Below are 25,316 nucleotides of genomic sequence, written 5' to 3'. Positions count from 1 at the left end.
CTTAGTTTAGGAGTGCTTTTATTTTTTCCTTCAATAGGGTAGGATTGAAAGGTTTAGACATTAATCCGTTGATATTATAAGGAATTCTGGATTCGATCTCTTCTAATGTACTTGATCCTGATAGAACAATAATAGGAATTTCCCTATAATAGCCACTCACTTTAACTGCCCTCAAAAAATCAGAACCATCGAAATAAGGCATTTCCAGATCAGAGATAATTAAATCAGGTATGTTTCCGCTATCCAGCCAATTTAGTGCATCAAAGCCATTACTTTTTATAACCAAATGATAATCCTTTTGCAAAACAAATTCCAATAACTTAAGTATAGATGCCTCGTCATCTACAAGTAGAATGCTTTTTTTATTTTTGCTTGCTTCGGAAAAAATCATGACCTTATATTATTTATTTATTAATCACAAATTATGCCTTAATACTAAAAGCAGCACATTACATTGTCTTAGGGCTATTTAATGCAATTATAACAATTTATCTTGAATACAAAAGCTATTTTACATAAAGACTAATTTAAAGAATAAAGGAAATTATTTCCCAAAATTACACAGCCTAAAAACAAAAGGAGCATCAAACGATGCTCCTTTTTTCTTATTTTTTGTTTTTCTGCTGTTGCATTTGTTGTTGCTGTCTCATCATGTCTTCAAGTTTTTTCTGAAAACCACCTTTCTTTTTAGCAGATTCTGGTTTCTTTTTGTTTTCTTGAATTTGAGCATGGATTTTATCATCGTCAACAAATCTTCTGATAAAGAACTGTTGAGCAAACGTTAAAATGTTAGCACAGAAATAATAATAATTCAGACCGGAAGGATAGGAGTTAAGTACACCAAAAAAGATTAATGGCGTGATATATCCGATATATTTCATTTGTCCCTGAACGTTTGATGTCTGATTATTATAATACGTATAAATCAGCGTAGAAGTTGTCATCAGTAAACACATCAAGCTGATATGGTCCCAACCTAAAAGAGGAATTGTTGGAAATTTGATAATATCGTCGTAAGTAGACAAATCCGTCATCCACAAGAAACTTTCGTGTCTTAATTCGAATAAGTTCGGGAAGAAATAAAAGAAAGCTAGAATAAAAGGCATTTGGAACAACATAGGTAAACATCCACCTAATGGGTTTACTCCTGCCTGTTTATATAACTTAAGATATTCCTGTTGTAATAAAGCTTGGTTGTCTTCCCCAACTTTGGCTTTAATTTCATCCATTTCTGGTTTTAAAACCCTCATTTTAGCCATAGACAAATACGATTTATATGTGAAAGGGAAAAGTGCTCCCTTCAGAATAACCGTAAGTAATAAAATGATTAGGCCATAGCTTAAGGCAAAACTGTTGAAGAAATTGAAAATAGGTAAAACCAGGTAGCGGTTGATCCATTTAAGAGGACCCCAACCCATCTTAACCTGCTTTTCTAAAGAAAAGCCCTGATCTTTTAGTTCGCTGAATTTGTTTGTACCAAAATAATACGTTAAATCGTAAGAGTTAACGTCTGAAGGTTTGTACGGCAAACTTAATTTAGTGGAATAGCGTTTTACAAAATCATTTGAAGATGTAGTTTCCACTTTAGTGTGGCCTTTACTAAAACCATCTTTAGAAATAATAGCTGCTGAAAAGAAGTGTTGTTTAAATGAAACCCATTCGATTTTCTCCTGAACATCTTTCTCTGCCGTTTCTGTTTCGCTTAAATAATCTACGTCACCAGCGCTGGTTTTGTAATAAACGGTCGAATAGTTTCTTTCGCTTTTCAAATCCTTCTCTTGTTGCAGAAGATTGGTTTGCCAAACAAGGTTTAAATCTGTTGTAGAACCTGGTATTTTTTGGCTGTAACCTTTCAGGCTGATATTGAAATCTACTTTATTACTGCCTTCTGGTAAACTATAAATGAAATCTATGTAAGACCCATCAGCGTCTGCATATCTGTAAGTTAATTTGTTTGGAACGGAATCCACTCTGGTGAAATATAACTGATTGGTATTAACGTTCTTTCCATTGCTAACAAATTCTAATCCAAAGTCGGATTTATTGAAAAGTACAACAGGTTCGCCTCTATAAGTAGTTTCTGTTTTTACAACAGAACTTATAATCTGGCCACCTAAATTGGACAGGTTTAATTTAATTTTATCGTTTTCTAAAACGCTTGATATTACTTCTTGTTTAGAATTATCGACAAAAACAGAATCTTTAAGGGTAACATTTTTATGCTCGTTCGTTACCGGAACTCCAGATTTAACTTTTGCCAATGAATCCTGAACAAATTGTTCTCTTTTAATTTCTTCTTCGTTAGGTTTCAGTAGAAACGTCGACCCGACTAAGATTATTAAGATAAGGAATAGGCCAGTGAATGTATTTTTATCCATTATTTCTTTTTTCTTATAAAGCTTCTTAATTTTTCTTTTTTGAATGTTCTAATGTCGCAGCTACAAATTTAACAAAAAGTGGATGAGGGTTTGCCACGGTTGATTTTAGTTCAGGATGGAATTGAGAAGCAACAAAGAACGGATGATTCTTTAATTCTACAATTTCTACCAAACTATTGTCTGGATTAACACCTGAAGCAATCATTCCAGCTTCTTCGTACTGTTGTAAATATTTATTATTGAACTCGTATCTATGTCTGTGTCTTTCAGAAATTTTGTTTTTGCCATAAATAGCATGCGCTTTAGTACCTTTTTTCAATTCACAAGGGTAAGCTCCTAATCTCATGGTACCACCTTTCTCAGTAACACCTTTTTGTTCTTCCATGATATTGATTACCGGATGAGGTGTGTTTTCGTTCATTTCTGTACTATGGGCATCTTTAAGACCAAGAACATTTCTTCCAAACTCGATAACAGAACACTGCATACCCAAACAGATACCGAAGAACGGTATATTATTTTCTCTGACAAATTTTATGGCAGATATTTTTCCTTCAATACCTCTTTCTCCAAAACCAGGAGCAACTAAAACACCATCAAATTTGCTAAGTTTAGCTTTGACGTTTTCTTCAGAAATACTTTCAGAATGAATGCACTCGACTTCAACTTTACATTCATTTTCTGCACCTGCATGAATAAATGATTCTATAATTGACTTATATGCGTCGGGCAATTCTACGTATTTTCCAACCAATGCTACTTTTACTGCAGCTGTTGGGTTTTTCAACTTACCTAAAAATTCTTTCCATCTGTCTAAGTTAGGTTCGTTTTTAGTAGGTAATTTTAATTTAGCTAAAACAGTACGATCAAGTTGCTCCTTTAACATCATTAAAGGAACGTCATAAATTGTAGAGGCATCTGCAGATTCTATAACCGCATTTAAATTAACGTTACAGAATTGGGCAATTTTTTTCTTGATATCCGCACTTAAATGATGCTCGGTTCTGCATACTAAAATATCTGGCTGAATACCATACTCTAACAACATCTTTACGGAGTGCTGTGTTGGTTTTGTTTTTAACTCACCCGCAGCAGCTAAGAAAGGTAATAATGTTAAGTGAATAACGATAGCGTCATGGGCTCCAGCTTCCCATTTAAATTGTCTTACAGCTTCTATATAGGGTAAAGATTCGATATCGCCTACAGTACCTCCAAGTTCTGTAATAATAATATCGTACTCTCCGCTTTCTCCTAGCAAACGCATATTGCGCTTAATTTCATCAGTAATATGAGGAATAACCTGCACAGTTTTTCCTAGATATTCACCTTGTCTCTCTTTATTGATTACATTCTGATAGATTCTACCAGTAGTAATATTATTGGCTTGAGAAGTAGGAACGTTTAAAAAACGTTCGTAGTGACCTAAGTCCAAATCTGTTTCGGCACCATCTTCGGTAACGAAACATTCTCCGTGTTCGTACGGATTTAAAGTTCCCGGATCAATATTAATGTAAGGATCGAATTTCTGAATGGTTACACGGTAACCTCTCGCTTGTAAAAGTTTGGCTAATGATGCGGAAATAATACCTTTTCCCAAAGACGATGTAACGCCTCCCGTAACGAAAATATACTTAGTCATGATGGATTTCTATAAGATTCAGCTTATTAAAAATTTAATACAAAAACAAAATCTGAATCTTTTTGTACGGGGTTCAAAAGTAGAGTTTTTTTCTGAAACTAAAAAGTACAAAAATCTTTTCAAAGACTAAAAATATCCACATCAGAACCTGTCTGCTGTGTTTAAAATACTTACAATGCATTTAGCTATTTCGCTAACCTCATTTTTTTGACGTAATTTTGAAAAAAATAAAATCATGGATCAAACATTTAGAAGCTTATTGTTACGCTACCAAAACTATTTGTTAGAAGTTTTTCAATTGATAGAAGACAAAGAATTGATAGATGAGCAAAATCACGAGGCTGCCAATCATATCAAAAAGTTTTTAGAGAATCTTCCGGAATTGAATAGCGAGTTTGAATTGGCCCTATCGATATCTAAAACTGTAGAAGATCATGTATCGACCTGGAGTATCGACATTACTGATGAGGGATTTAGCTTTAGATCTTTTTCTACCGACAGTAATATAGGAGAAATAGATGAGTGGTATTTACATTATTACGATTCCACTAAAGAATACGAAGGTAATTTGTTTAATGATGGAGATTGGGATTTGTATCTGGAGGAAATAGCAGATTTAGACGAGTATGAAGGAGGGAAGTTGAGCGCTCAATTTATTTACAGGGTTGGTTAGTAGGGGGAAGAATATCTGAAAATATATTCTTGTTAAAAATTTGTTAACGATTAAACCTTTTTCGTTTTTGATAATCATAAGGTTTATCAACTCCAAATTAAAAATTTAAGAATATGAAAAAGTCATTTTTGAAAATTTCTGCGCTAGGTTTAATGCTAGCGGTAATGAGCGCCAATACTTTTGCTCAGGAAAGGCCAGATAGAAGACGTGATGCTTCCGGAAAGGTAGAAAATCAGAACACCAGAGAGCCAATGCAAAGAGGTATGGGTATGTTTAATATACCTAATGCTACTGAGGAACAAAAGGCACTTTTAAAAGAAATGAGTGATAAAAGAGCGGAAAATGAAAAAGCTTTAGAAGCCACTTATACAGCAAAGCAAAAAGAAATTGCTGCAAACACATCTATGAATTTCAGAGATAAAAGAGCCGCACTAAGCGAATCTTATACCGATGCTCAAAAAGAAATGGTTAAAAAGCGCTCAGAAGAACTTAGAGAAATAAGAGAAAAATTAAATAAGACTTTAACAGAGGAGCAAAGAACAGGAATGAGGGCTAACGGTGGTCAAAGACAAAGAAGCCAAAACTAATATAGTTATTCTTAATTAAGTAAATCAGACACCGCTTATCAAAACTAAGCGGTGTTTTTATTTTATTAATAAGAGATTATAAATTTAGTGATTGTAAATATTTGATTATACAATATAGTTTTTACTTTTATGCGGATAAAAATTTATAAACCAAAGAGAATAACTAATATAAAAGAGTATTTTTGTGCCGACTAAATAATAAATATGAGTTTAAATGTAATTAAAAAGTCGATTGATTTAGGCGATGGCCGTATTATCGAAATCGAGACTGGAAAGTTAGCAAAACAGGCTGACGGATCAGTTGTCGTAAAACAAGGTGATACGATGTTATTGGCTACGGTGGTATCTAATAAAGACGCAAGAGAAGGTGTCGACTTCCTTCCTCTATCAGTAGATTATCAAGAAAAATACGCGGCAAGTGGCCGTATCCCTGGAGGTTTTTTACGTCGTGAAGCTAGACTATCAGATTATGAAGTTTTAATTTCGAGATTAGTTGACCGCGCTTTACGTCCATTGTTTCCAGAAGATTATCATGCAGAGACACAGGTTATGATTTCCTTAATCTCTTCTGATGAGAATATAATGCCAGATGCTTTAGCAGGTTTGGCTGCATCTGCTGCTATAGCAGTTTCTGACATTCCGTTTAACGGACCAATATCTGAAGTTCGCGTGGCGAAAATTGATGGACAATTGGTAATCAATCCTTCAAGAACCGATTTAGAAAGAGCAACTTTAGAATTTATTGTTGCTGGTTCTGAAAAAGACATCAATATGGTTGAAGGTGAGTCTAACGAAATTCAGGAAGCTGAATTAGTAGAAGCTATTCAATTTGCTCACGAGGCTATCAAAAAACAAGTTGCCGTACAAAAAGAATTAACAGTTGCCACAGGTAAAACAGAGAAAAGAACTTACTGTCATGAAAATTCTGATTTAGAATTGAAAGACAAAGTTTATGCTGCTACTTACGATAAAGTTTATGCAATTGCTAAGGCACAGCTTCCAAAACACGAAAGATCCGATGCTTTTGCTACAATTTACTCTGAATTTGAAGCTACTTTAGGTGAAAATCCGGAAGAAAGTGTAGTTTTTCTGGCTAAACAATATTTCCATGACGTACAGTATGATGCTGTTCGTAACTTATTATTAAATGAGAACGTACGTTTAGATGGAAGAAACTCAAAGCAAATCCGTCCAATTTGGAGTGAAGTAGATTATTTGCCGTCAGCTCACGGATCTTCTATCTTTACCAGAGGAGAAACTCAATCGTTAACAACTGTAACGCTTGGTTCTAACGACGATGAGCAAATGATCGATGGTGCTTTTATTAGCGGATATAACCGTTTTATGTTGCACTATAATTTCCCTGCTTTCTCTACTGGAGAAGCTCGTCCAAACAGAGGTGTTGGTAGAAGGGAAGTTGGCCATGGTAACCTTGCCATGAGAGCTATTAAAAAAGTATTACCTCCAGATAATGAAAATCCATACGTGATTCGCGTTGTTTCTGATATTTTAGAATCAAACGGATCTTCATCAATGGCTACAGTTTGTGCAGGGACGCTTGCTTTATTAGATGCAGGTATTAAAATTTCTTCTCCAGTATCCGGTATTGCGATGGGATTAATTTCAGACGAAAAAACTGGAAAATATGCCATTCTATCAGATATATTAGGCGATGAAGATCACTTAGGTGATATGGATTTTAAAGTTACAGGTACAAAAAACGGTATCACTGCATGCCAAATGGACTTGAAAGTTAATGGTTTATCGTACGATGTATTAACTGAAGCTTTAAATCAGGCGAAAGAAGGTAGACTTCATATCTTAGGAGAAATGGCGAAAACTATTTCAGAACCTAGGGAAGATTATAAACCTCATGCCCCACGCATTGTTTCGCTTACAATTGATAAAGAATTTATTGGTGCAGTTATAGGTCCTGGTGGAAAAATCATTCAGGAAATGCAACGTGAAACTGGCGCTACAATCTCTATTGAAGAAAAAGACAATAAAGGTTTGGTTCAGGTTTTTGCTAACAATAAAGAATCTGTGGATTCGGCAGTTGCCAGAATTAAAGCTATTGCGGCGAAACCAGAAGTCGGAGAAATCTACGAAGGTAAAGTTAAATCGATTATGCCTTTTGGCGCGTTCGTAGAAATTATGCCGGGAAAAGATGGTTTATTACATATCTCTGAAATTGACTGGAAACGCTATGAGTCAATGGATGGATTGTTTAAAGTAGGAGATGAGGTTAGAGTAAAATTGTTGGATGTAGATAAGCAAGGAAAACTGAAATTATCTAGAAAAGCGTTATTGCCTCGCCCTCCAAAACCTCAACCAGAAGCCCAGACACCTGCTGCTGAAGGTAATGGTGCTCCGGCAGAAGGAGACGCTTCAAAAGCTGAATAACATACTTTTATTAAACAAAAAGCCCTTTCAGAATTTCTGAAGGGCTTTTTGTTTAGTTTAGGTTTTGCTATACATTTACATAGCTATTATTAAAAACTCTGTACGCCTGTTATTGGCTCTTCCAATAATATTGTCATTTGAATCTATAGGGGCAGTTTCACCAAAGCCTTTGTATCGTAATCTTTTTGAATCAATTCCCTCGTTAACTAAATATTTTAAGACAGATTTCGCTCTGTTTTCAGATAATACAAAGTTAGCTTTGTCATCTCCAATGTTATCAGTATGCCCTTGTATTTCTATGTTAACAGTTTTATTCTCATTAAGAAAATCAATCAAAATAGCTAATTCCGATTTTGAGTCATCCTTAATGTCGTATTTATTCGTATCAAAAAAGATATTTTTAAGTATTACTTTATTGCCAACTTTTATTTTATTAAGAGGTATTTCCAGCCTTATAGGTTTATCATCCGGATATCTTTCCGTTGAAAAATTTTCTGTGTAAAATAGATATCCATTTTCAAATACATTTAAGGAATATTTTTTATTGTTAGGCAATACAGCCAAAAAACTTCCATCAATTCTATCAGCGTACGATGCGTATAAACTATTTCCAGAATTTAATTCTGCAATTTCCACTAGTGCATTTAATCCCTTTTTAGTTATCGCATCGAAAACATGCCCTTTTACATAATTAACAGGTTTTGGCCTAAGATTTTGTGGTAGGTCAAAAGCATAAATATCAAATCCGCCCAACCCTTTATAATTATTTGAAGAAAAGAAAGCTTTAGTCCCGTCCGAACTAATGCTAAGCCCTGTTTCTTCACCATAGCTGTTAATAGGGAAACCTAAATTTGCCGGGATTTTCCAATTTCCAGATTCATCTTTTCTTGAAATAAAAAGATCTTTATTACCAAGACCTGGCCATCCGTTTGAAGAGAAATATAAGGTTTCATTGTCTGGATGAATGAAAGGAGACTGCTCATCAAAAGGGGTATTTATAGTTGGCCCTAGATTGATGGGTTTCTGCCATTTAGCGTCATCATCAAGCTTACTCGCCCAAATATCATAACTTCCTAAGCCTCCTGGTCTGTCGCTTACAAAATACAAAGTTCTGCCGTCCGCAGATAATGAAGGTTGAGATTCCCAACCGCCAGTATTTATTGGGGCTCCCAAGTTGACCGGTTTGCTCCAATTATCACCTTCTTTTTCGGAAACATAGATATCGCATCTGCCCATTCCATCTGGACGATTACAACCTGTGAAAAATAAAAAACGTCCGTCTGGAGAAATACATTGAGCACCTTCGTTATAACGTGGGGTATTAATGTTTTCGCTCAGATACTGCGAAACCTGCCATTCACCATTTTTTTTAACAGATTTATAAAAGTCTTCATTATTATTGATCTGCCGGGTAAAAATTATAGTTTCCCCATCTGTAGTTAACGAAGCCATATATTCATGATCCGCAGTGTTAATATTAGCGCCTAGGTTTACCGGGTTGAAAGAAACAGGATTTTTTATAGCATCCAGAGCGAAATAACAATCTTTAATCTGTTTTTCTGCTAGACGCAATTTCTCAGGACTTGGATTCCCTTTTTCTTTATAAATATTGAAATTATTGATGGCTTGTTGATAGTCACCGGATTTTAATTCCGTCTCAGCCAGATAAAAATAACGGTCTATACCAAAGGTGGGATTAATGGAGAATGCTTTTCTATAACTTTCTTTAGATTTTAGAAAATCCTGTTTTATTCGATAGATATCGCCTAATAACAGGTAAGCCTCTAAGAAGTTTGGGTCTGCCTTTAAGGCAGTAGCAAGATCTTTCTCCGCAATGTCAAATTCATTAAGTTCTAAAACAGATCGCGCTTTTTCGTAAAGCTTAATAGCTGATTTGTTTTTTACTGTATATTGCTCCTGACATAATCCTATAATAGAACATAATGAAAGATACAAGCAGATTAGAAATGTTCTCATCCATTTATAATTTGCTTAAAAATATTAATCTTCTAAGGAATATTCAAGTACTTATGTGTTTGTAAAGAAATTTCCCATTTTGGATTCTCCTTTACATACTCTATAATTAACGGCAACATATCCTGAGACTTAGACCATTCTGGCTGAAGATACAGTTTGCATTTGTCGCCAACGGTTCTTGCGTGAGCCTCGGCCCATTCAAAATCACTCTTATTAAAAACGATTATTTTTAGCTCATCAGCATGTTGAGCTATATTCGGACTGGGGGATTTAAATTTTTTCGGGGATAAACAAACCCAATCCCAGCTACCAGATATCGGATAAGCCCCGGAGGTTTCAATAAAAGTAAGAATTCCTTTTTCTTTTAACTTAGCTGTTAGATAATCCAAATTGTAAAGCAAGGGTTCGCCTCCGGTAATAACAACTGCTTTCCCAGGATATTTTTCTGCATTTTCAACAATTTTATCTGCAGAAGTTAAAGGATGTAACTCTGCATCCCAGGATTCTTTGACATCACACCAATGGCAGCCTACATCGCAGCCCCCAAGTCGTATAAAATAAGCTGCTTTACCTGTGTTAAATCCTTCGCCTTGAATTGTATAGAATTCTTCCATTAAAGGAAGCATAGAACCGTCTTCTGGTATGTTATTTTTCAAAATTTAAATCTCCGTAACTGCAGAATCCTGCCGAATTTTTTTCGCAAAGATAAGGCATTTACCTATTGGTTTATTAGAATCATTCAATTACATTGAAATTTTTACCACCAAATTGGATTGAATTGTTCAAAATTCTTTTCCGATGATCTTTCTTTACAGATTATAATTTATAGACATATAATCAAATCGCAGGATCGAGTAATTTACCAAGGAGCATGTAATCTGTGCTAAAATCCGATAAACCCAGGAATTTTACCGAACTGAAGTTTTTTGACAATGGATATAAAATAATATCTATTGCTTCAGGGACAATAGCCGAGGGAACAGAAAATGCTACAATAGTACTGTCTTCTAGAATCTGTCCGCCAAGCCACTTAGTATATTCGATATCGTTTATCCAGGTAGATTTTAATTTGTCTTTATCAACAGTAAAAACGGAATTATCTGGCTGCTCAATTTTTAGTAAAGATATGTTTTTCATATTATCAGCAACTTTAGCATGTATGAATTTTTCCGGTAAAGCGTGTGAAATATACATACTGTATATATACAAAGGTAAGTTAACTGTATTCTAGCGCCCTCCAAATAATTTAGCACCCATACCGTCTTTACCCAAATTATAATCTTTATAGCAAATCGGTAAACTATCAATAAATACATAAGCAATTCTACCTAGCTCATTGCTAATCAGTTTTACGCCCCAAAAAGATTTTAAAGAATCAAAATCTAAAAGGTAATTCAATTTATATTTAAAAACTATTTTTCAACAGTAGGGCTCATTTTAAGCTAATTTGTTAACTTCGCTTTTTGCATAAAAAGAAGCAATTGGATTTTACATATTAAGATATGGCTGAAGAAACAGATAATCAGAGTGAAAACATTGAAGACAGAATAATTCCTATTAATATAGAAGAGGAAATGAAGTCTGCTTATATCGATTATTCGATGTCAGTAATTGTTTCCAGGGCATTACCTGATGTTAGAGACGGATTAAAACCAGTTCACAGAAGGGTGTTGTACGGAATGCAAGGTTTAGGACTTCAAAGCAATAAACCCCATAAAAAGTCTGCCCGTGTTGTTGGAGAGGTGTTAGGTAAGTATCACCCACATGGAGATTCTTCCGTTTACGACACAATGGTTCGTATGGCTCAACCTTGGTCTTTACGTTATATGTTAATAGATGGCCAGGGAAACTTTGGATCTATTGACGGTGACGGTGCAGCTGCAATGCGTTATACCGAAGCAAGATTGAGAAAAATTGCAGAGGAAATGTTAATTGATATCAATAAGGATACCGTTGACTTTCGTCTAAACTTTGACGACTCTTTAGAGGAACCAACAGTTCTGCCTGCGAGAATACCAAATTTGCTGGTAAATGGTTCATCGGGTATTGCAGTAGGTATGGCAACCAATATAGCTCCACATAATTTAAGTGAAGTTATTGACGCTACAATTGCATATATCGACGATAAAGAAATTGCAATTCAGGATTTGATGAAACACGTCAAAGCGCCTGATTTTCCTACCGGAGGTATTATTTATGGCTATGAAGGTGTAAGAGAAGCTTTTGAGACAGGTAGGGGAAGAATAGTGATGAGAGCTAAAGCGGAGATTGAATCTCAATCAAATGAAAGAGAAAAAATCATCGTGACTGAGATTCCTTATCAGGTTAACAAGGCTCAGATGATTGAAAGAACTGCTGAACTTGTTAACGAAAAGAAAATCGAAGGTATCTCTGAAATCAGAGATGAATCTGATAGAGATGGATTGCGTATCGTTTACGAAATAAAGCGTGATGCTAATGCTGCTATCGTCCTTAATAACTTATATAAATATACAGCACTTCAAACTTCTTTCAGTGTAAATAATATTGCCTTGGTTCACGGGCGTCCGATGCTATTGAATCTGAAAGATATGATTGTACATTTCGTAGATCATAGACATGAGGTTGTAGTAAGAAGAACCAAGTTCGAATTAGCTGAAGCAGAGAAAAGAGCTCATATATTAGAAGGCTTACTAATCGCTTTAGATCATTTAGACGAAGTGATCTCCTTAATCAGAAATTCGTCTACACCAGACGAAGCAAGAGAAGGATTGATGAGCAAATTTGGATTATCTGATATCCAGGCGAGAGCAATCCTTGATATGACGCTTCGTCGTTTAACAGGACTTGAAAGAGATAAGATTAAAGAAGAATATGCTGATTTGATGAAACAAATAGAATACTTAAAGAGCGTTTTAGCAGACGAGTCTTTAAGAATGTCTATCATCAAAGAAGAATTGGTAGAGGTTAAGGAAGCATATGGAGACGAAAGAAGAACAGAAATTGTTCACTCTGCAGCCGAACTGATGACGGAAGATTTCATCGAAGATGAGAATGTAGTTATTACAATTTCTCATGAGGGATACATCAAACGTACACCTTTAACAGAATATCGTACACAGGGAAGAGGTGGTAAAGGCGCAATTGGATCCAATTCCAGGGACGAGGACTTTATCGAACATATTTTCGTAGCCTCCAATCATAATTATCTGTTATTCTTTACAGATCAAGGTAAATGTTACTGGTTAAGGGTATTCGAAATTCCGGAAGGAAGCAGAACCAGCAAAGGTAGAGCTATTCAGAATATCATTAATATCGACAAAGAGGAAAAGATAAAAGCTTATATCAAAGTTGTTAATCTAAAGGACCAGGAGTACCTGGAGAATAACTTTATTATTATGTGTACTAAGAAAGGTACCATTAAGAAAACTACTTTGGAAGCTTATAGCCGTCCTCGTTCTAACGGAATCAATGCAATCAATATCAACGAAGGTGACGAACTTTTAGAAGCAAGCTTAACAACAGGAAATTCTGAAATTGTAATGGCTTTACGTTCTGGAAGAGCGATTAGATTTAACGAATCTACAGTAAGACCAATGGGGAGAACTGCAACCGGAGTTAGAGGTATTTCCCTTGCTCACGATAAGGATGAGGTTGTTGGTATGATTAGTATTGACTCTCCGGAAAGTACAGTTCTGGTTGTATCAGAAAAAGGATATGGAAAACGTACTGATATAGAAGATTACCGTGTAACAAACAGAGGTGGTAAAGGAGTTAAAACAATCAATATCACAGATAAAACAGGTCAGTTGGTTGCTATTAAGAGCGTAACTGATAATGATGATTTGATGATTATTAACAGATCAGGAATTGTAATTAGAATTGCTATGGATACACTTCGTGTGATGGGAAGAGCGACTCAGGGTGTAAGATTAATTACATTAAAAGAATCTGATGAGATAGCTTCTGTTACCAAAACTGAAAGAGAGGAAGAAACTGAAGAAAATCAGGAAAATGAAAATTTATCTTCTGAAAGTAATGAAGGAGGAGAGAATTTAAACTCCAATTCGGAAGAAAAAAACAACGAAGAAAACCAAGGTTAAAAACGATAAAACGATAAAAATGAAAAAGGTAATATTAGGAGCTGTAATATTCAGCGTGATTTCCGGAGCTGCTTTTGCTCAGAAATCTGAAATTACTTCAGCTAAAAACAACTATGCTTTGTTTGAGCTTAGTTTACAAACTAAAGCTACATTAAAAAAGCAACTGGAGCCGTTAAATTTAGCAAAAACGTCAATTGACAAGGCTATTATGAATGAAAAGACAAAGTCTCTTCCTGAAGCATGGGCTTACAGAGGACTTATCTATTCGGCAATAGCTGTAACAGATACAATCGATAGAACAAATTCTGATGCTGCTTTTAAAAATGCGCAGGAATCCATTACAGAAGCTAAAAAGTTAGACAAAGACAACAAAGAAAAAACTAACATCGCTAATGCTGAAAGGAACTTGTCGATAGTTATGCAAAACAGAGGAATTTCTGCTTTCAACAAAAAAGACTTTAAAGATGCCTATAATTCTTTTAAGTATATCGCAGATGTAATGCCTGAAGATTCTACATACAATATGTACACAGCTATGGCAGCAAGTAGTGCGCAATTACCAGATGAAGCTATTAAGTACTATAATAAAACTATAACTCTAAATAAAAAGAACGCTGGTTTATATCAGGAGTTAAGCAGATTATACTTAAGCAAATCGGACACTACTAAAGCTTTAAAGACAATAGAGGAAGGTAGAACTCAACACCCGGAAAATCTTAATTTAATCTTTGATGAGCTTAATATTTATTTGAATCGAGGACAAGTAGCATCTCAGATTAGCAAAATTGAGACAGCAATAAGCAAAGATCCGAAAAACAAAACTTTACATTTTGTTGCGGGTATAGCTTACAATGCGAATAAGCAAGCAGATAAAGCTGAAGCTGCTTACAAAAAGGCACTTGAAATTGACCCTAATTATTCAGATGCTATTTACAATCTTTCTATTCTTTACATTGATAAAGGAAATGCTTATATCACTGAAGCTAATAAATTACCTACAAACAAAAGCACCGAAGCAAAATATAATAGTTTAAAAGCTAAATTTGAAGGCGAATTAAGAAACGCATTACCACTTTTAGAAAAAGCAAGAGAATTAAATCCTAAAGATTTAAATACGTTGACAACCTTACGTGAAGTTTATACGAAATTGAATATGATGGATAAAGCTGCGCAAATGAAAAAAGCGATAAGCGAATTATAAAGGATTCTAATCCCTAAATATTAAAAAATCCGCTTGACTTCATTGTTAAGCGGATTTTTTATTGATAAATAGATAAAATAATCTTAAATATTTGATTATTTGGTAATAATGGAGTGTTTTACTGCTTTTTTTAATAATTAATTTGGATAATCCTTAAGATTGCCGTAATTTTCGCCCCAATTATGTTTACATTCGAGCCAAGATTAGATTCAAAGGAAACAGTTTTTAAAAACGAAGTTAAAACAAAGTTTGACCTTTATAATAGCTTGTTTCTAACCCTACCTTTTTATCAAGTTAAAAATACCGGTTTGGCTTTGCCATATTTCTTTACGCACTGTGAAAAAGGTATTATAAACGAGCAAAGTCCAGAGGATATTATAGAGTCTTTTTTTAAGAAGCAAGTAGGTGTTTCAGATCAAAAGGAGATAACCGACCTTCTTTTTCGCTTTATACAATATATAGAGAGACAAGTTGTATTATTTGATGCTGTGGAAGATGCTGCCTATTCTAAAATCAGAGTAGATAGCGAAACTTCATTAGACGGCCTTATGAATAATGCCTTACAAAACGAAGATCTTTACAAAAAGATTCAGGATTGTTTAAGAGAATTTAAATTGAGATTGGTTTTAACTGCGCATCCAACCCAGTTTTATCCGGGACCAATTTTAAGTATCATGACAGATTTGACTGAGGCAATTAAAATTAACGATGTCAATTCAATTAATCTCTTATTAAAGCAGTTAGGAAAAACACCTTTCTTCAATAAGCAGAAACCTACACCAGTTGATGAAGCTTTAAGTTTAAACTGGTTTTTAGAAAATATTCTATATCAAACCGCTTCAGACGTCCACAATAAAATCGAAGAAGTTTTTAAACTGAATTTAGGTAATCACAGTTTAATTGAACTTGGTTTCTGGCCAGGAGGAGATAGAGATGGAAATCCGTATGTAACAGCAGATACAACAAAACAAGTATCAGCTGCACTAAGAGAAACTCTATTCAGATGTTATTATAAAGATTTTGGAAGATTAAAGCGTAGAATTACATTCATTGGTACCGAGCAGCATTTGGTAAAACTGGAGTCGATATTGTATGCAAACGCATATAATAACTGTAATAATGGTACCAATGGCAATATAAAAGAAGAATTACTGGAAATTCTAAGAAAAGTTAAAGAGGTACTTATTAATAACCACGACGGGCTTTTCACAGAACTAGTAGACGACTTTATCTGGAAGGTTAAACTTTTCGGTTGCCATTTTGCTTCTTTAGATATTCGTCAGGATAGCAGAGTTTTGCGTAACTTATTTAAAGAATGTATTACGTCCGAAGAATTAAAAGGACAAGTTCCGGAAAACTACTTTGAGCTAACTGAGGAAGAAAAAATCAAAGCTCTTCCTTTATCTCAAGCTGATTTTACAAACTATAAGTCCTTTAACTCGTTAAGTCAGGATTCTTTAGATGTTATCAGGCTAATTAAAGAACTGCAAGAGAACAATGGCAAGAGAGCTTGCCACAGATTTATCATTAGTAATTGCCAAAAAGCATCTGATATTCTTCAGTTACAACAATTATTTCTTTGGAGTGGCTGGAAACCTGAAGAATTAGATATAGACTTCGTTCCATTATTTGAGACTATCGACGACTTAAAAAATGCTTATGGAGTTATGGATATTCTATATTCGCATAAAATTTATAAAAAGCATCTTGACCGCAGAAGAAGCAGACAGGTAATTATGCTTGGTTTTTCGGATAGTACGAAGGATGGAGGTTATTTAATGGCTAATTACTCCATTTATTATGCGAAATCTACGCTAACGGATATTTCTCGCAAGCATAATATAGATTTGGCTTTTTTCGACGGGAGAGGGGGGCCGCCTGCTCGTGGTGGTGGTAAAACACATAAATTTTATGCATCTTTTGGAAGAGACATCGCTAATAAACAAATTCAGATAACTGTACAAGGACAAACAATCAGTTCTTATTATGGAACGTTTGAAAGCTCTACAAATAATATGGAGCAATTAATTCATGCAGGTATCGATTCTGCCTTGGAAAGACAAGATACAGATACGATGAATGCAGAAGAAAAAGCCCTGTTTTCTGATTTAGCTGATGTTAGCTATGATTACTTCATGAATTTAAGAGAACATCCTTTGTTTCTGAAATTTATGGAAAATCAAAGCCCGTTAAAAATGCTTTCTCAAATTAATATTGGTAGCAGGCCGGTTAAGAGAAATGGTAATTCGGAACTTAAATTAGAAGACTTAAGAGCGATTAGTTTTGTAACTTCGTGGAGTCAGGTAAAAATGAACATTCCTGGATTTTATGGTGTTGGTACTGCTCTTAAAAGCATAAAAGAAAAAGGAAACTGGGATAAAATTAAAGCGCTTTATAAAGAAGTTGGTTTCTTTAAAACTGTGATAGACAATTGTATGATGTCTATGAGCAAAGCGGACTTTAGATTGACTCAATACCTTGCAAAAGATAAAACGTATGGTGAGTTTTGGCAACAGTTAAAAAACGAATACGATTTAACCAAAGAATTAATATTAGAGCTTTCTGACACAAATACGCTAATGGAGAAGAATCCGATAGACAAGATGTCTATCTCTTTAAGAGAGAAAATCGTACTTCCATTAGTAATTATTCAGCGTTATGCAATTATAAAATGTACTTCTCCTGATGTTTCTGAACAGGAAAAAGAGATTTACAATAAATTAGCAATGAGAACAATTTACGGAATTATTAATGCTGCAAGGAACTCTGCATAATTAAATCGTAAATTCTAATTTATACAAGAAAGGCCGTGAGATAAAATCCACGGCCTTTTGATTTGGAATGGTAATTGAGATTTTCTCATACAACCATTCTAAAATCTACTATGAAATCAATTTGGAACGGCACTATTGCATTTGGTCTGGTAAATATTCCTATTAAACTTTATTCTGCCATTGAAAATAGTTCTTTGGATTTGGATATGCTTGACTCCCGCGATTTATCCAGAATAAAATTTCTACGTATAAACGAAAAAAGTAGGAAGGAAGTCCCTTATGAGAAAATAGTAAAGGGATATCTCTATAATGACAATTATATTGTTCTCGACGAACATGATTTTGAAGAAGCCAGTCCGGAAAAAACAAGAACTATAGATATACAAAACTTCGTCAAAATATCAGAAGTAAATCCAATGCTTTTTGAGACTTCATACTATGCACAGGCCGACAAGCAGGGCGCAAAGGCGTATAATCTTTTATTGAGTGCCTTAAAAAAGACAAAAATGGCGGGTTTGGCACAATTTGTTCTCAGACAGAAGGAACATCTTTGTTTGTTATATGAACAAAATAATGTTATCGTAGTCTCCAGAATTCGCTTTGCAGAGGAAATCAGGAATCCTTCGGAAATAATAAATACAGAAGAAAAAAGCGTCTCAAAAAAAGAATTGGATGTTGCTTTGGCACTAATCAACCAATATACAGGCCCGTTTGATATAAAAAGCTACAAGGATACTTACTCGTCTGAATTGCTAAAAATCATCAATGCAAAAGCGAAGGGAAAACGACCAACTATTAAAAAGCTAAAAATTAGGAAAGCTAAAAGCGAGGATCTATATGAACAATTATTGGAAAGCTTAAATAAGAAAGGAGCGTAATAATGAGTCTGGAGAAGTACAATAAAAAACGAGATTTCAAGCAAACCAGTGAACCAAAATCCAATAAACAACGAGCAAAGGATAATAGATTAATATTTGTAATACAGAGACATCATGCATCTCATTTACATTATGACTTTAGGTTGGAGCTTGATGGCGTACTTAAAAGTTGGGCAGTTCCAAAAGGGCCATCATTGAATCCAAAGGACAAGCGTTTAGCAATGATGGTTGAAGATCATCCGTTTGATTACAAAGACTTCGAAGGTGAAATTCCTAAAGGAAATTATGGTGCAGGAACAGTTTATATTTTTGATAAAGGTGAATATCAATCTTTAGGAAAAAACAGAGCGGATGATGAGGCAACACTTAGGAAAGGCTTAAAAGATGGTAACTTAAAGTTTAAGCTGAAGGGGGAAAAATTAAAAGGAGAGTTTGCCCTTGTGAAAATTAAAAATAGCGAAGATAATTCATGGCTACTCATTAAACACGATGATGAATTTGCGACCAATAGAAAGTTCGAGATAGAAAAATTGATCCCTAATGAAATAATAAAAGCGGGTGAGGATTTCAAAAAGGAAACGAAAAGTGAAACCAGCCCGCAAAAAAATACCAAAACAATTCCTCAATTTTCACCAATGTTAGCCAAACTTGTAAAACAACCATTTAATAATGAGGAATGGCTTTTTGAAAGAAAATTCGATGGCTATAGAATTTTAGTTTATATAAATAATTCTAATTCGGTAAAACTCGAATCCAGAAATGGTAAAGATTATAGCGAAAAATACCCTGCGATATTACAGGATTTTAAAAAAATAAAGGAACAAGTTGTTTTAGATACCGAAATAGTCGTTCTCAATAAACAGGGACAGGATGATTTTCAGCTACTTCAGGATTACAATCCTAGTTCGAAAAAAGATATTAGATGCTTTGTTTTCGATATTTTGTACTTAAACGGGCATGAAGTTGTGGATTTACCTTTGTTAAAGCGAAAAAGTCTCTTAGAGAAATTACTAAATCAATATAGTTTTGATAGAACTTATCTCACTGGATATGATGTAGATAAAGGAGAGGATTGTTTCCAAATAGCAAAAGAAAATAAGTGGGAGGGAATTATAGCAAAAAAAATTGATAGTGAATATCTTCCTGGAAGGAGAAGTGATTCCTGGTTGAAAATCAAGACGATACAAAATCAGGAAGCTATCATTATAGGTTATACAACACCTTTAAAAAGCAGACAATATTTTGGCGCATTGGTACTTGCAATAAATAAAAACAATAAGTTGGAATATATAGGTAATTGTGGTTCTGGTTTCGACGAAAAAATGCTTAAAAAATTATACAATTTAATGTCGACCTATAAAACAGATAAGAAACCCATAACTGAAAAAGTACATAGAGAAAAGGATGTTCAATGGATAGAACCCGAAATAATCTGCGAAATTCATTTTACAGAATGGACAAAAGGAGGGAATGTCCGACATCCAGTGTTTAAAGGTTTAAGAGAAGATAAGTCTCCAAAAGATGTGGAAAAAGAGATGCCCATAGATACGGAAGAAACCTTGGAAGGAAAGAAGAAAGTAGGCGGAAAAACGATAAGTTTAAGTAACCTGAACAAATTATATTGGCCCAAAGAACGAATTTCGAAAGGTCAACTAATAGATTATTACGAGCAGTTTGCAGATTTGATATTGCCTTACACTTTAGATAAACCTATGTCGTTGAATCGTTTTCCAAATGGGATTGAAAAACCGGGGTTTTATCAGAAAAATGTTGAAAGAGATCAATTACCTAATTGGATAAAAACAGTAGAGATATACTCGGAAAGTGCAGAGAAGAATATAAATTATCTAGTATGTAATAATGCGGCAAGTTTGATTTTTTTAGCCAACTTAGGATGTATAGAATTAAACCCCTGGCTTAGTTCGTACAAAAAACCAGAATTTCCGGAATATATTGTTATTGATATAGATCCGGACGGAAATTCCTTCGATAAAATTACGCAGGTTGCTCTTGTGGTGAAAGACATTCTAGATCGTATAGGTGTAAGCTGTTATGTGAAAACATCAGGATCAACCGGATTACATATTTACATTTACACCGCTCAGAAATATGATTATGATTTTTGTAAACAATTTGCAGAATTTATAGCTACAAAGGCCCATGAGGCTCTTCCTGAATTCACTAGTGTAAACAGAAGAACCGACGCTCGAAAAGGAAAGATTTACATTGATTTTCTGCAAAATAGAAGAGGTCAAACTATTGCTGCACCATATTCCGTACGACCCAAACCAGGAGCTACAGTTTCATTTCCTGTTAGTTGGGATGAACTGGATCAAATCAAAATTTCGGATTTTAATATTTTTTCGGTTCCTCATTTACTCAAAAACAGGGTTGATCCCTGGTCCGATTTGCGAAAGCATAAACAGGATTTAGAAAAAGCATTAAAAGTTTTCGCCAAGCTGAGATCGTAAAACATGATTTTGTATATTTAGGAAAATGAAATTTTTATATTTTCTATGATTCATTTACCGAATTTAATTGCAGATCTTGGATTATTACTTGGAGCCGCTGCTGTCATTACCTTAATTTTTAAGTACTTAAAACAACCTGTTGTACTTGGTTATTTAATAGCTGGTTTTTTGGTTGGACCACATTTTAAATTATTTCCAACAATTGTTGAGCAAGATAATGTACAGGTTTGGGCCGAAATAGGTGTTGTTTTCCTTTTATTTAGCCTTGGACTTGAGTTTAGCTTTAAAAAGCTAATGAAAGTTGGGGGCTCAGCTTCGATTTCAGCAATGAGTGAAATCGTCATTATGCTCGCTATCGGTTATTTTACAGGACAGATGTTTGGCTGGTCGAAAATGGATAGCATTTTTCTAGGAGCAATTCTATCAGTATCATCAACCACAATTATAATCAGAGCATTTGAAGAAGTAGGAGTAAAGGGACAGAAATTTGCCAGTTTGGTATTCGGAGTCCTTATTGTAGAGGATTTAGCTACGATTGTTCTTCTGGTTATTTTGTCAACCTTAGCCGTAAGTCAGCATTTCGCAGGAGCAGAGATGATGTTTTCTGTAATGAAACTTGTCTTTTTCCTTACACTCTGGTTTATAGGAGGAATTTTCTTTATTCCTACTTTATTGAAGCGAATCAAACCTATGTTAAGTGACGAAATGCTTCTTATAATTTCCCTTTCTCTTTGTTTATTAATGGTTTATCTGGCTTCTGAAGCTGGTTTTTCGCCTGCCTTAGGCGCTTTTATTATGGGGTCCATTTTAGCAGAAACCAATCAGGGAATTAAAATTGAACATTTGGTAACTCCCATAAAAGATTTATTTGGAGCGGTATTTTTTGTATCGGTCGGAATGATGATTGACCCTACAGTATTGCAGGAATATTGGGCACCGGTGTTGATAATCATTGTTATTACTATAGTAGGTAAGCTATTCAGTTCTGGCTTAGGTGCATTAATATCAGGGCAACCTTTAAAAACTTCAATCCAAACAGGATTAAGTTTGGCTCAGATAGGTGAGTTTTCATTCATTATTGCAACTTTAGGAGCTACATTAGATGTAACAAGTGCATTTTTATATCCTATAACTGTCGCTGTTTCCGCCATAACGACGTTTACAACGCCGTATATGATTAAATTATCATTTCCGTTAGCAAATAAAATCGTAGCTGCGTTGCCTAAAAGATGGCGAGAAAATTTAGATAAATATAGTTCGGCCACCCAAAGTGTATCAGCTACAACAAATTGGCAAACTTTCCTGAAGAAATATATTATAAATACCGTTGTGTATCTTATATTTTCAATTGCTTTAATTATACTTTCTACAAATTATCTTTATCCTTTTTTACAAGAACAATCGGAGGGTGCGGCTTGGGGAATTATCGCAACAATAGCCATAACCATAGCGGGTTTATCTCCATTTTTATACGCATTAGGATTTAGAAATCTTTATGATGAAAATGCGCAAAAACTCTTAAATCATAAGATTTATCGAAATATCATCTACGTAATGAGAATTCTAAGATATGTATTGGCAGTTGGGTTAATAATCGTTGTACTAAATAATCTCTTATCATTTCAAGCTGCGATAATAGCGTTTCTGGTTATCTGTGTTTGCTTAATTATCTTTGGCGACCAAATCAAGAAAAACTATATTAAAATAGAGGAGAGGTTCCTTACTAATTTCAAAAGTAACGTTGAAGATATAGAAATTCCTGTTTTAGCGCCATGGGATGCGCATTTTACAGAAATAACTGTAAAGCCAGAATCACTAGCCGTAGGAAAAACGCTTGAGGAACTGAAATGGCGGGAAAAATCGGGAATTAATGTTGCGTCTATTTCTCGTGGAGAATTAAATATCCATTTACCAGCCAGAGATACAGTTATTTATCCGGGGGATAAACTTTATATCATAGGAACCGACACACAGATTAAAAAGATAAACTCTTTACTACGTCCAGAAAAGAATGTTAAAGAAACAGATAACCTCTACAAACCAAGTTTAGAAAGAATTATTGTCAATAAAGATTCGTATTTATATGGTAAATCTTTAAAGGAATCTGATATTAGAAATTACGCCGACGGAATTGTAGTTGGTATAGAAAGAAATGGACACCGCATTGTAAATCCAGAATCAAACTGGGTTTTTGAGGAAAATGATCTGGTTTGGATAGTAGGCGACCATAAAAAGATAATAACGACGCTTAGATAATATACATCCCTCTCGATAGGGATGTTAAATTATTACTTAACATAATGTTAATTATAATACAAATGCATTGAAGAGAAAGTAACAGTAGTTATTATAAATTATAAGCTTTGGGAAGTATCTGACTCGAGTTGCGATATGATTAAAATTTCTTTGTAGATTTAAGCTCTTACCAATTTTCATAACCAAAATTTCTGATGTCATCAAGAAATTTCGTTCTGACATAATCAAAGAAAAATCCCTTAAGTTTTTTCTTAAAGGATTTTTCCAAAGTGAATAATAATCAATTGATACGAATATCTTAATAATCGTCGTTTTGAGGATAATTTGGTCCCAATAAATTTAGCTGCGCTTTCGGAATTACCCAATTAACCATATAAGGTTTTATAATTCGCCTGGCGTCATTTCTGTAAGGATACGGATCCGCTGGTGTATTTGCGTGTCCCGTAGATTGATTTGTATCTGAACTTTCATCTCCAGGACGACCATATCCCGCATGTTCTTTTACAAAGCTATAAAGTTTACCGGTACGTTTTAACATATACCACCGCTTCCCTTCAAACGCTAATTCCCTGGCTTGTTCATTTAAGATATCCTGAAGCGTTAGCGAAGATAAAGGAGCAGCTCCAGCTCTTTTTCTCACCGCATTGATTTGTCCCAATGCTGTTTTAGAAGTTGCTGCATCATTTACAGTCCCAATATTTCCTAAATTGAGATTTGCTTCTGCTGCAAACAAAAATGTTTCTGCTAAACGAAACATCATTCTGTTCATGGTTTGAGCGTCTGCCGTTGGAATACCTGTAGTTGGGAAGTATTTTTTACATCCTACAGTTAATCTTACAAAGAATAAATGCCTGTCATTTCCATTGGGAGCAAATTCCTGCCACTGATCGTGTACGATCTTGCTTCCTAACACTTTACCTGCAGGTAAAGTTGCCGGATCATTATAAAAATAATCTTTAATGTAATAAGTACCTTTAATACGAGTGTCGTTCGGATCAGCTAATAGTAAATCTCTCAAATAATTGTTCACTGTTAGCCAGCCAAAACCTCTTCCGCCTTGCTCAATTGAATATTTGGAACCGGGAATCAGTTCCGCATAATTTGGCATTAAATTAAAGTTCAGTTTGTTTGGATTGCCATCTATCGATTCTTTGTATTGCAATGTCCATAAAGATTCTTTATGATTCAAATCTCCAGCAAAAACCTGTCCTGTAGATGATTGCAACGCGTAGTTATTGGTTTGTGCTATAATCTCTTCAGATTGAAGTTTTGCTTCAGGCCAATTTTTTTGCCATAAGGCGACTTCCGCTTTTAAATGTCTTGCGGTAGCTTGATTAACCCTACCTAGCTGATAACTTGTCCAAGCCAAATTACTAATCGCATAGCTTAAATCCTCGTTAACCAATTTATAGATTTCTGCTTCAGGAGTTTTACTATTGATTGTTTTAAATGCAGTTTCAAAACTTGTAGGTTCTGTAGTTATATAGATATTATTGAAAGTTTTAAACAATGTAAAAACCGCATTGGCCCTAAAGAATTTGGCTTCAGCCAATATTACTTTTCTTTTCGCCTCGTCTATATTCGCTAATTTCTCACCGGCTGCAATAATAGCATTGGATCTATCTACAATTTTATAATAGGAGCTCCACCAGTACGAATGCACAGAGCTATTATCTGCGGTAGTACCTTGTTTCATTAATCCATAATTAGAGATCTCCCCTCCTCTTGGCACTGTTAAATCGTCCTTAGCGTCAATAATCAAACTATTAGATCCGTTATTGTCTCCATTATCAAAAAATGCTCTTTGAAGGTTATAAAGGCCAACTACGCCGGCTTCTAAGCCTTCCGGAGTATTATATACGAAATCTGCGCTAAATTGAGAACTTGGTTTCTCTGTAAGGTAGTCTTTACATGAGGAAACACACAGTACACTTCCTAGACATAATCCTACAACACTTTTTATATAGATATTTTTAGTATTCATGATTTTGCTTTTA

17 protein-coding genes are annotated in these 25,316 nt (G+C 34.6%); 9 read left to right on the top strand and 8 right to left on the bottom strand.

Going from position 1 to position 25,316, the window contains the following annotated elements:
* Position 1 precedes the first annotated feature (1 nt).
* From PEDSA_RS05350 to PEDSA_RS05340, 3 genes are all read right to left on the bottom strand, one after another.
* A complete protein-coding gene (locus PEDSA_RS05350) occupies positions 2 to 391 on the bottom strand; it encodes a response regulator (RefSeq protein WP_013632139.1) in 390 nt (129 codons plus the stop codon).
* A gap of 214 nt (positions 392 to 605) precedes the next feature.
* On the bottom strand, positions 606 to 2,378 hold the full coding sequence (yidC, locus tag PEDSA_RS05345; RefSeq protein WP_013632138.1) for a membrane protein insertase YidC: 1,773 nt from the start codon (positions 2,376 to 2,378) through the stop codon (positions 606 to 608).
* Between the two features lie 25 nt (positions 2,379 to 2,403).
* The gene (locus tag PEDSA_RS05340) at positions 2,404 to 4,017 is read right to left on the bottom strand and encodes a CTP synthase (RefSeq protein ID WP_013632137.1); all 1,614 of its coding nucleotides are present in this window, start codon (positions 4,015 to 4,017) and stop codon (positions 2,404 to 2,406) included.
* A gap of 235 nt (positions 4,018 to 4,252) precedes the next feature.
* Between PEDSA_RS05340 and PEDSA_RS05335 the strand changes: the two genes are divergently transcribed.
* The 3 genes from PEDSA_RS05335 (at position 4,253) to PEDSA_RS05325 (ending at position 7,680) form a co-directional block, all read left to right on the top strand.
* Entirely contained in the window at positions 4,253 to 4,690 is a 438-nt protein-coding gene (locus tag PEDSA_RS05335) for a hypothetical protein (protein WP_013632136.1), read from the top strand.
* 113 nt (positions 4,691 to 4,803) lie between these two features.
* Entirely contained in the window at positions 4,804 to 5,277 is a 474-nt protein-coding gene (locus PEDSA_RS05330; RefSeq protein ID WP_013632135.1) for a hypothetical protein, read from the top strand.
* 204 nt (positions 5,278 to 5,481) lie between these two features.
* Complete coding sequence (locus tag PEDSA_RS05325) at positions 5,482 to 7,680, top strand: polyribonucleotide nucleotidyltransferase (protein ID WP_013632134.1); 2,199 nt, start codon at positions 5,482 to 5,484, stop codon at positions 7,678 to 7,680.
* Positions 7,681 to 7,755: 75 nt separating this feature from the next.
* Here the strand turns inward: PEDSA_RS05325 and PEDSA_RS05320 are convergent, their stop codons facing one another.
* From PEDSA_RS05320 to PEDSA_RS20250, 4 genes are all read right to left on the bottom strand, one after another.
* Positions 7,756 to 9,657 carry an OmpA family protein gene (locus PEDSA_RS05320; protein WP_013632133.1) on the bottom strand — a complete coding sequence of 634 codons (1,902 nt, stop codon included), beginning with the start codon at positions 9,655 to 9,657 and terminating at the stop codon, positions 7,756 to 7,758.
* 32 nt (positions 9,658 to 9,689) lie between these two features.
* A complete protein-coding gene (locus tag PEDSA_RS05315) occupies positions 9,690 to 10,313 on the bottom strand; it encodes a 7-carboxy-7-deazaguanine synthase QueE (RefSeq protein WP_013632132.1) in 624 nt (207 codons plus the stop codon).
* A 181-nt stretch (positions 10,314 to 10,494) separates the two neighbouring features.
* Positions 10,495 to 10,794, bottom strand: coding sequence for a hypothetical protein (locus tag PEDSA_RS05310; RefSeq protein ID WP_148233505.1), 300 nt, complete (start codon positions 10,792 to 10,794; stop codon positions 10,495 to 10,497).
* Between the two features lie 90 nt (positions 10,795 to 10,884).
* A complete protein-coding gene (locus tag PEDSA_RS20250) occupies positions 10,885 to 11,055 on the bottom strand; it encodes a hypothetical protein (protein WP_169311978.1) in 171 nt (56 codons plus the stop codon).
* A 104-nt stretch (positions 11,056 to 11,159) separates the two neighbouring features.
* On the opposite strand from PEDSA_RS20250, the gene gyrA reads away from it, so the two are divergent.
* The 6 genes from gyrA (at position 11,160) to PEDSA_RS05280 (ending at position 23,319) form a co-directional block, all read left to right on the top strand.
* On the top strand, positions 11,160 to 13,739 hold the full coding sequence (gene gyrA / locus PEDSA_RS05305; RefSeq protein ID WP_013632131.1) for a DNA gyrase subunit A: 2,580 nt from the start codon (positions 11,160 to 11,162) through the stop codon (positions 13,737 to 13,739).
* A 19-nt stretch (positions 13,740 to 13,758) separates the two neighbouring features.
* A complete protein-coding gene (locus tag PEDSA_RS05300) occupies positions 13,759 to 14,940 on the top strand; it encodes a tetratricopeptide repeat protein (RefSeq protein WP_013632130.1) in 1,182 nt (393 codons plus the stop codon).
* Positions 14,941 to 15,122: 182 nt separating this feature from the next.
* Positions 15,123 to 17,714 (top strand): phosphoenolpyruvate carboxylase, encoded by a 2,592-nt coding sequence (locus PEDSA_RS05295; RefSeq protein WP_013632129.1) that lies wholly within the window; start codon positions 15,123 to 15,125, stop codon positions 17,712 to 17,714.
* A gap of 110 nt (positions 17,715 to 17,824) precedes the next feature.
* Entirely contained in the window at positions 17,825 to 18,592 is a 768-nt protein-coding gene (gene ku, locus PEDSA_RS05290) for a non-homologous end joining protein Ku (RefSeq protein WP_013632128.1), read from the top strand.
* Between the two features lie 2 nt (positions 18,593 to 18,594).
* The gene (ligD, locus tag PEDSA_RS05285; protein WP_013632127.1) at positions 18,595 to 21,063 is read left to right on the top strand and encodes a DNA ligase D; all 2,469 of its coding nucleotides are present in this window, start codon (positions 18,595 to 18,597) and stop codon (positions 21,061 to 21,063) included.
* 45 nt (positions 21,064 to 21,108) lie between these two features.
* Positions 21,109 to 23,319 (top strand): cation:proton antiporter domain-containing protein, encoded by a 2,211-nt coding sequence (locus tag PEDSA_RS05280; RefSeq protein ID WP_013632126.1) that lies wholly within the window; start codon positions 21,109 to 21,111, stop codon positions 23,317 to 23,319.
* Between the two features lie 298 nt (positions 23,320 to 23,617).
* Here PEDSA_RS05280 and PEDSA_RS05275 read toward each other — a convergent pair whose 3' ends face one another.
* A complete protein-coding gene (locus PEDSA_RS05275) occupies positions 23,618 to 25,303 on the bottom strand; it encodes a RagB/SusD family nutrient uptake outer membrane protein (RefSeq protein WP_013632125.1) in 1,686 nt (561 codons plus the stop codon).
* Positions 25,304 to 25,316: the final 13 nt, after the last annotated feature.

Origin of the sequence: Pseudopedobacter saltans DSM 12145, from assembly GCF_000190735.1 — a bacterium.
Classification (GTDB): Bacteria; Bacteroidota; Bacteroidia; order Sphingobacteriales; family Sphingobacteriaceae; genus Pseudopedobacter; species Pseudopedobacter saltans.
The sequence above is the reverse complement of the archived record's forward strand: the minus strand, read 5'-3'. Positions and strand labels throughout refer to the sequence as shown.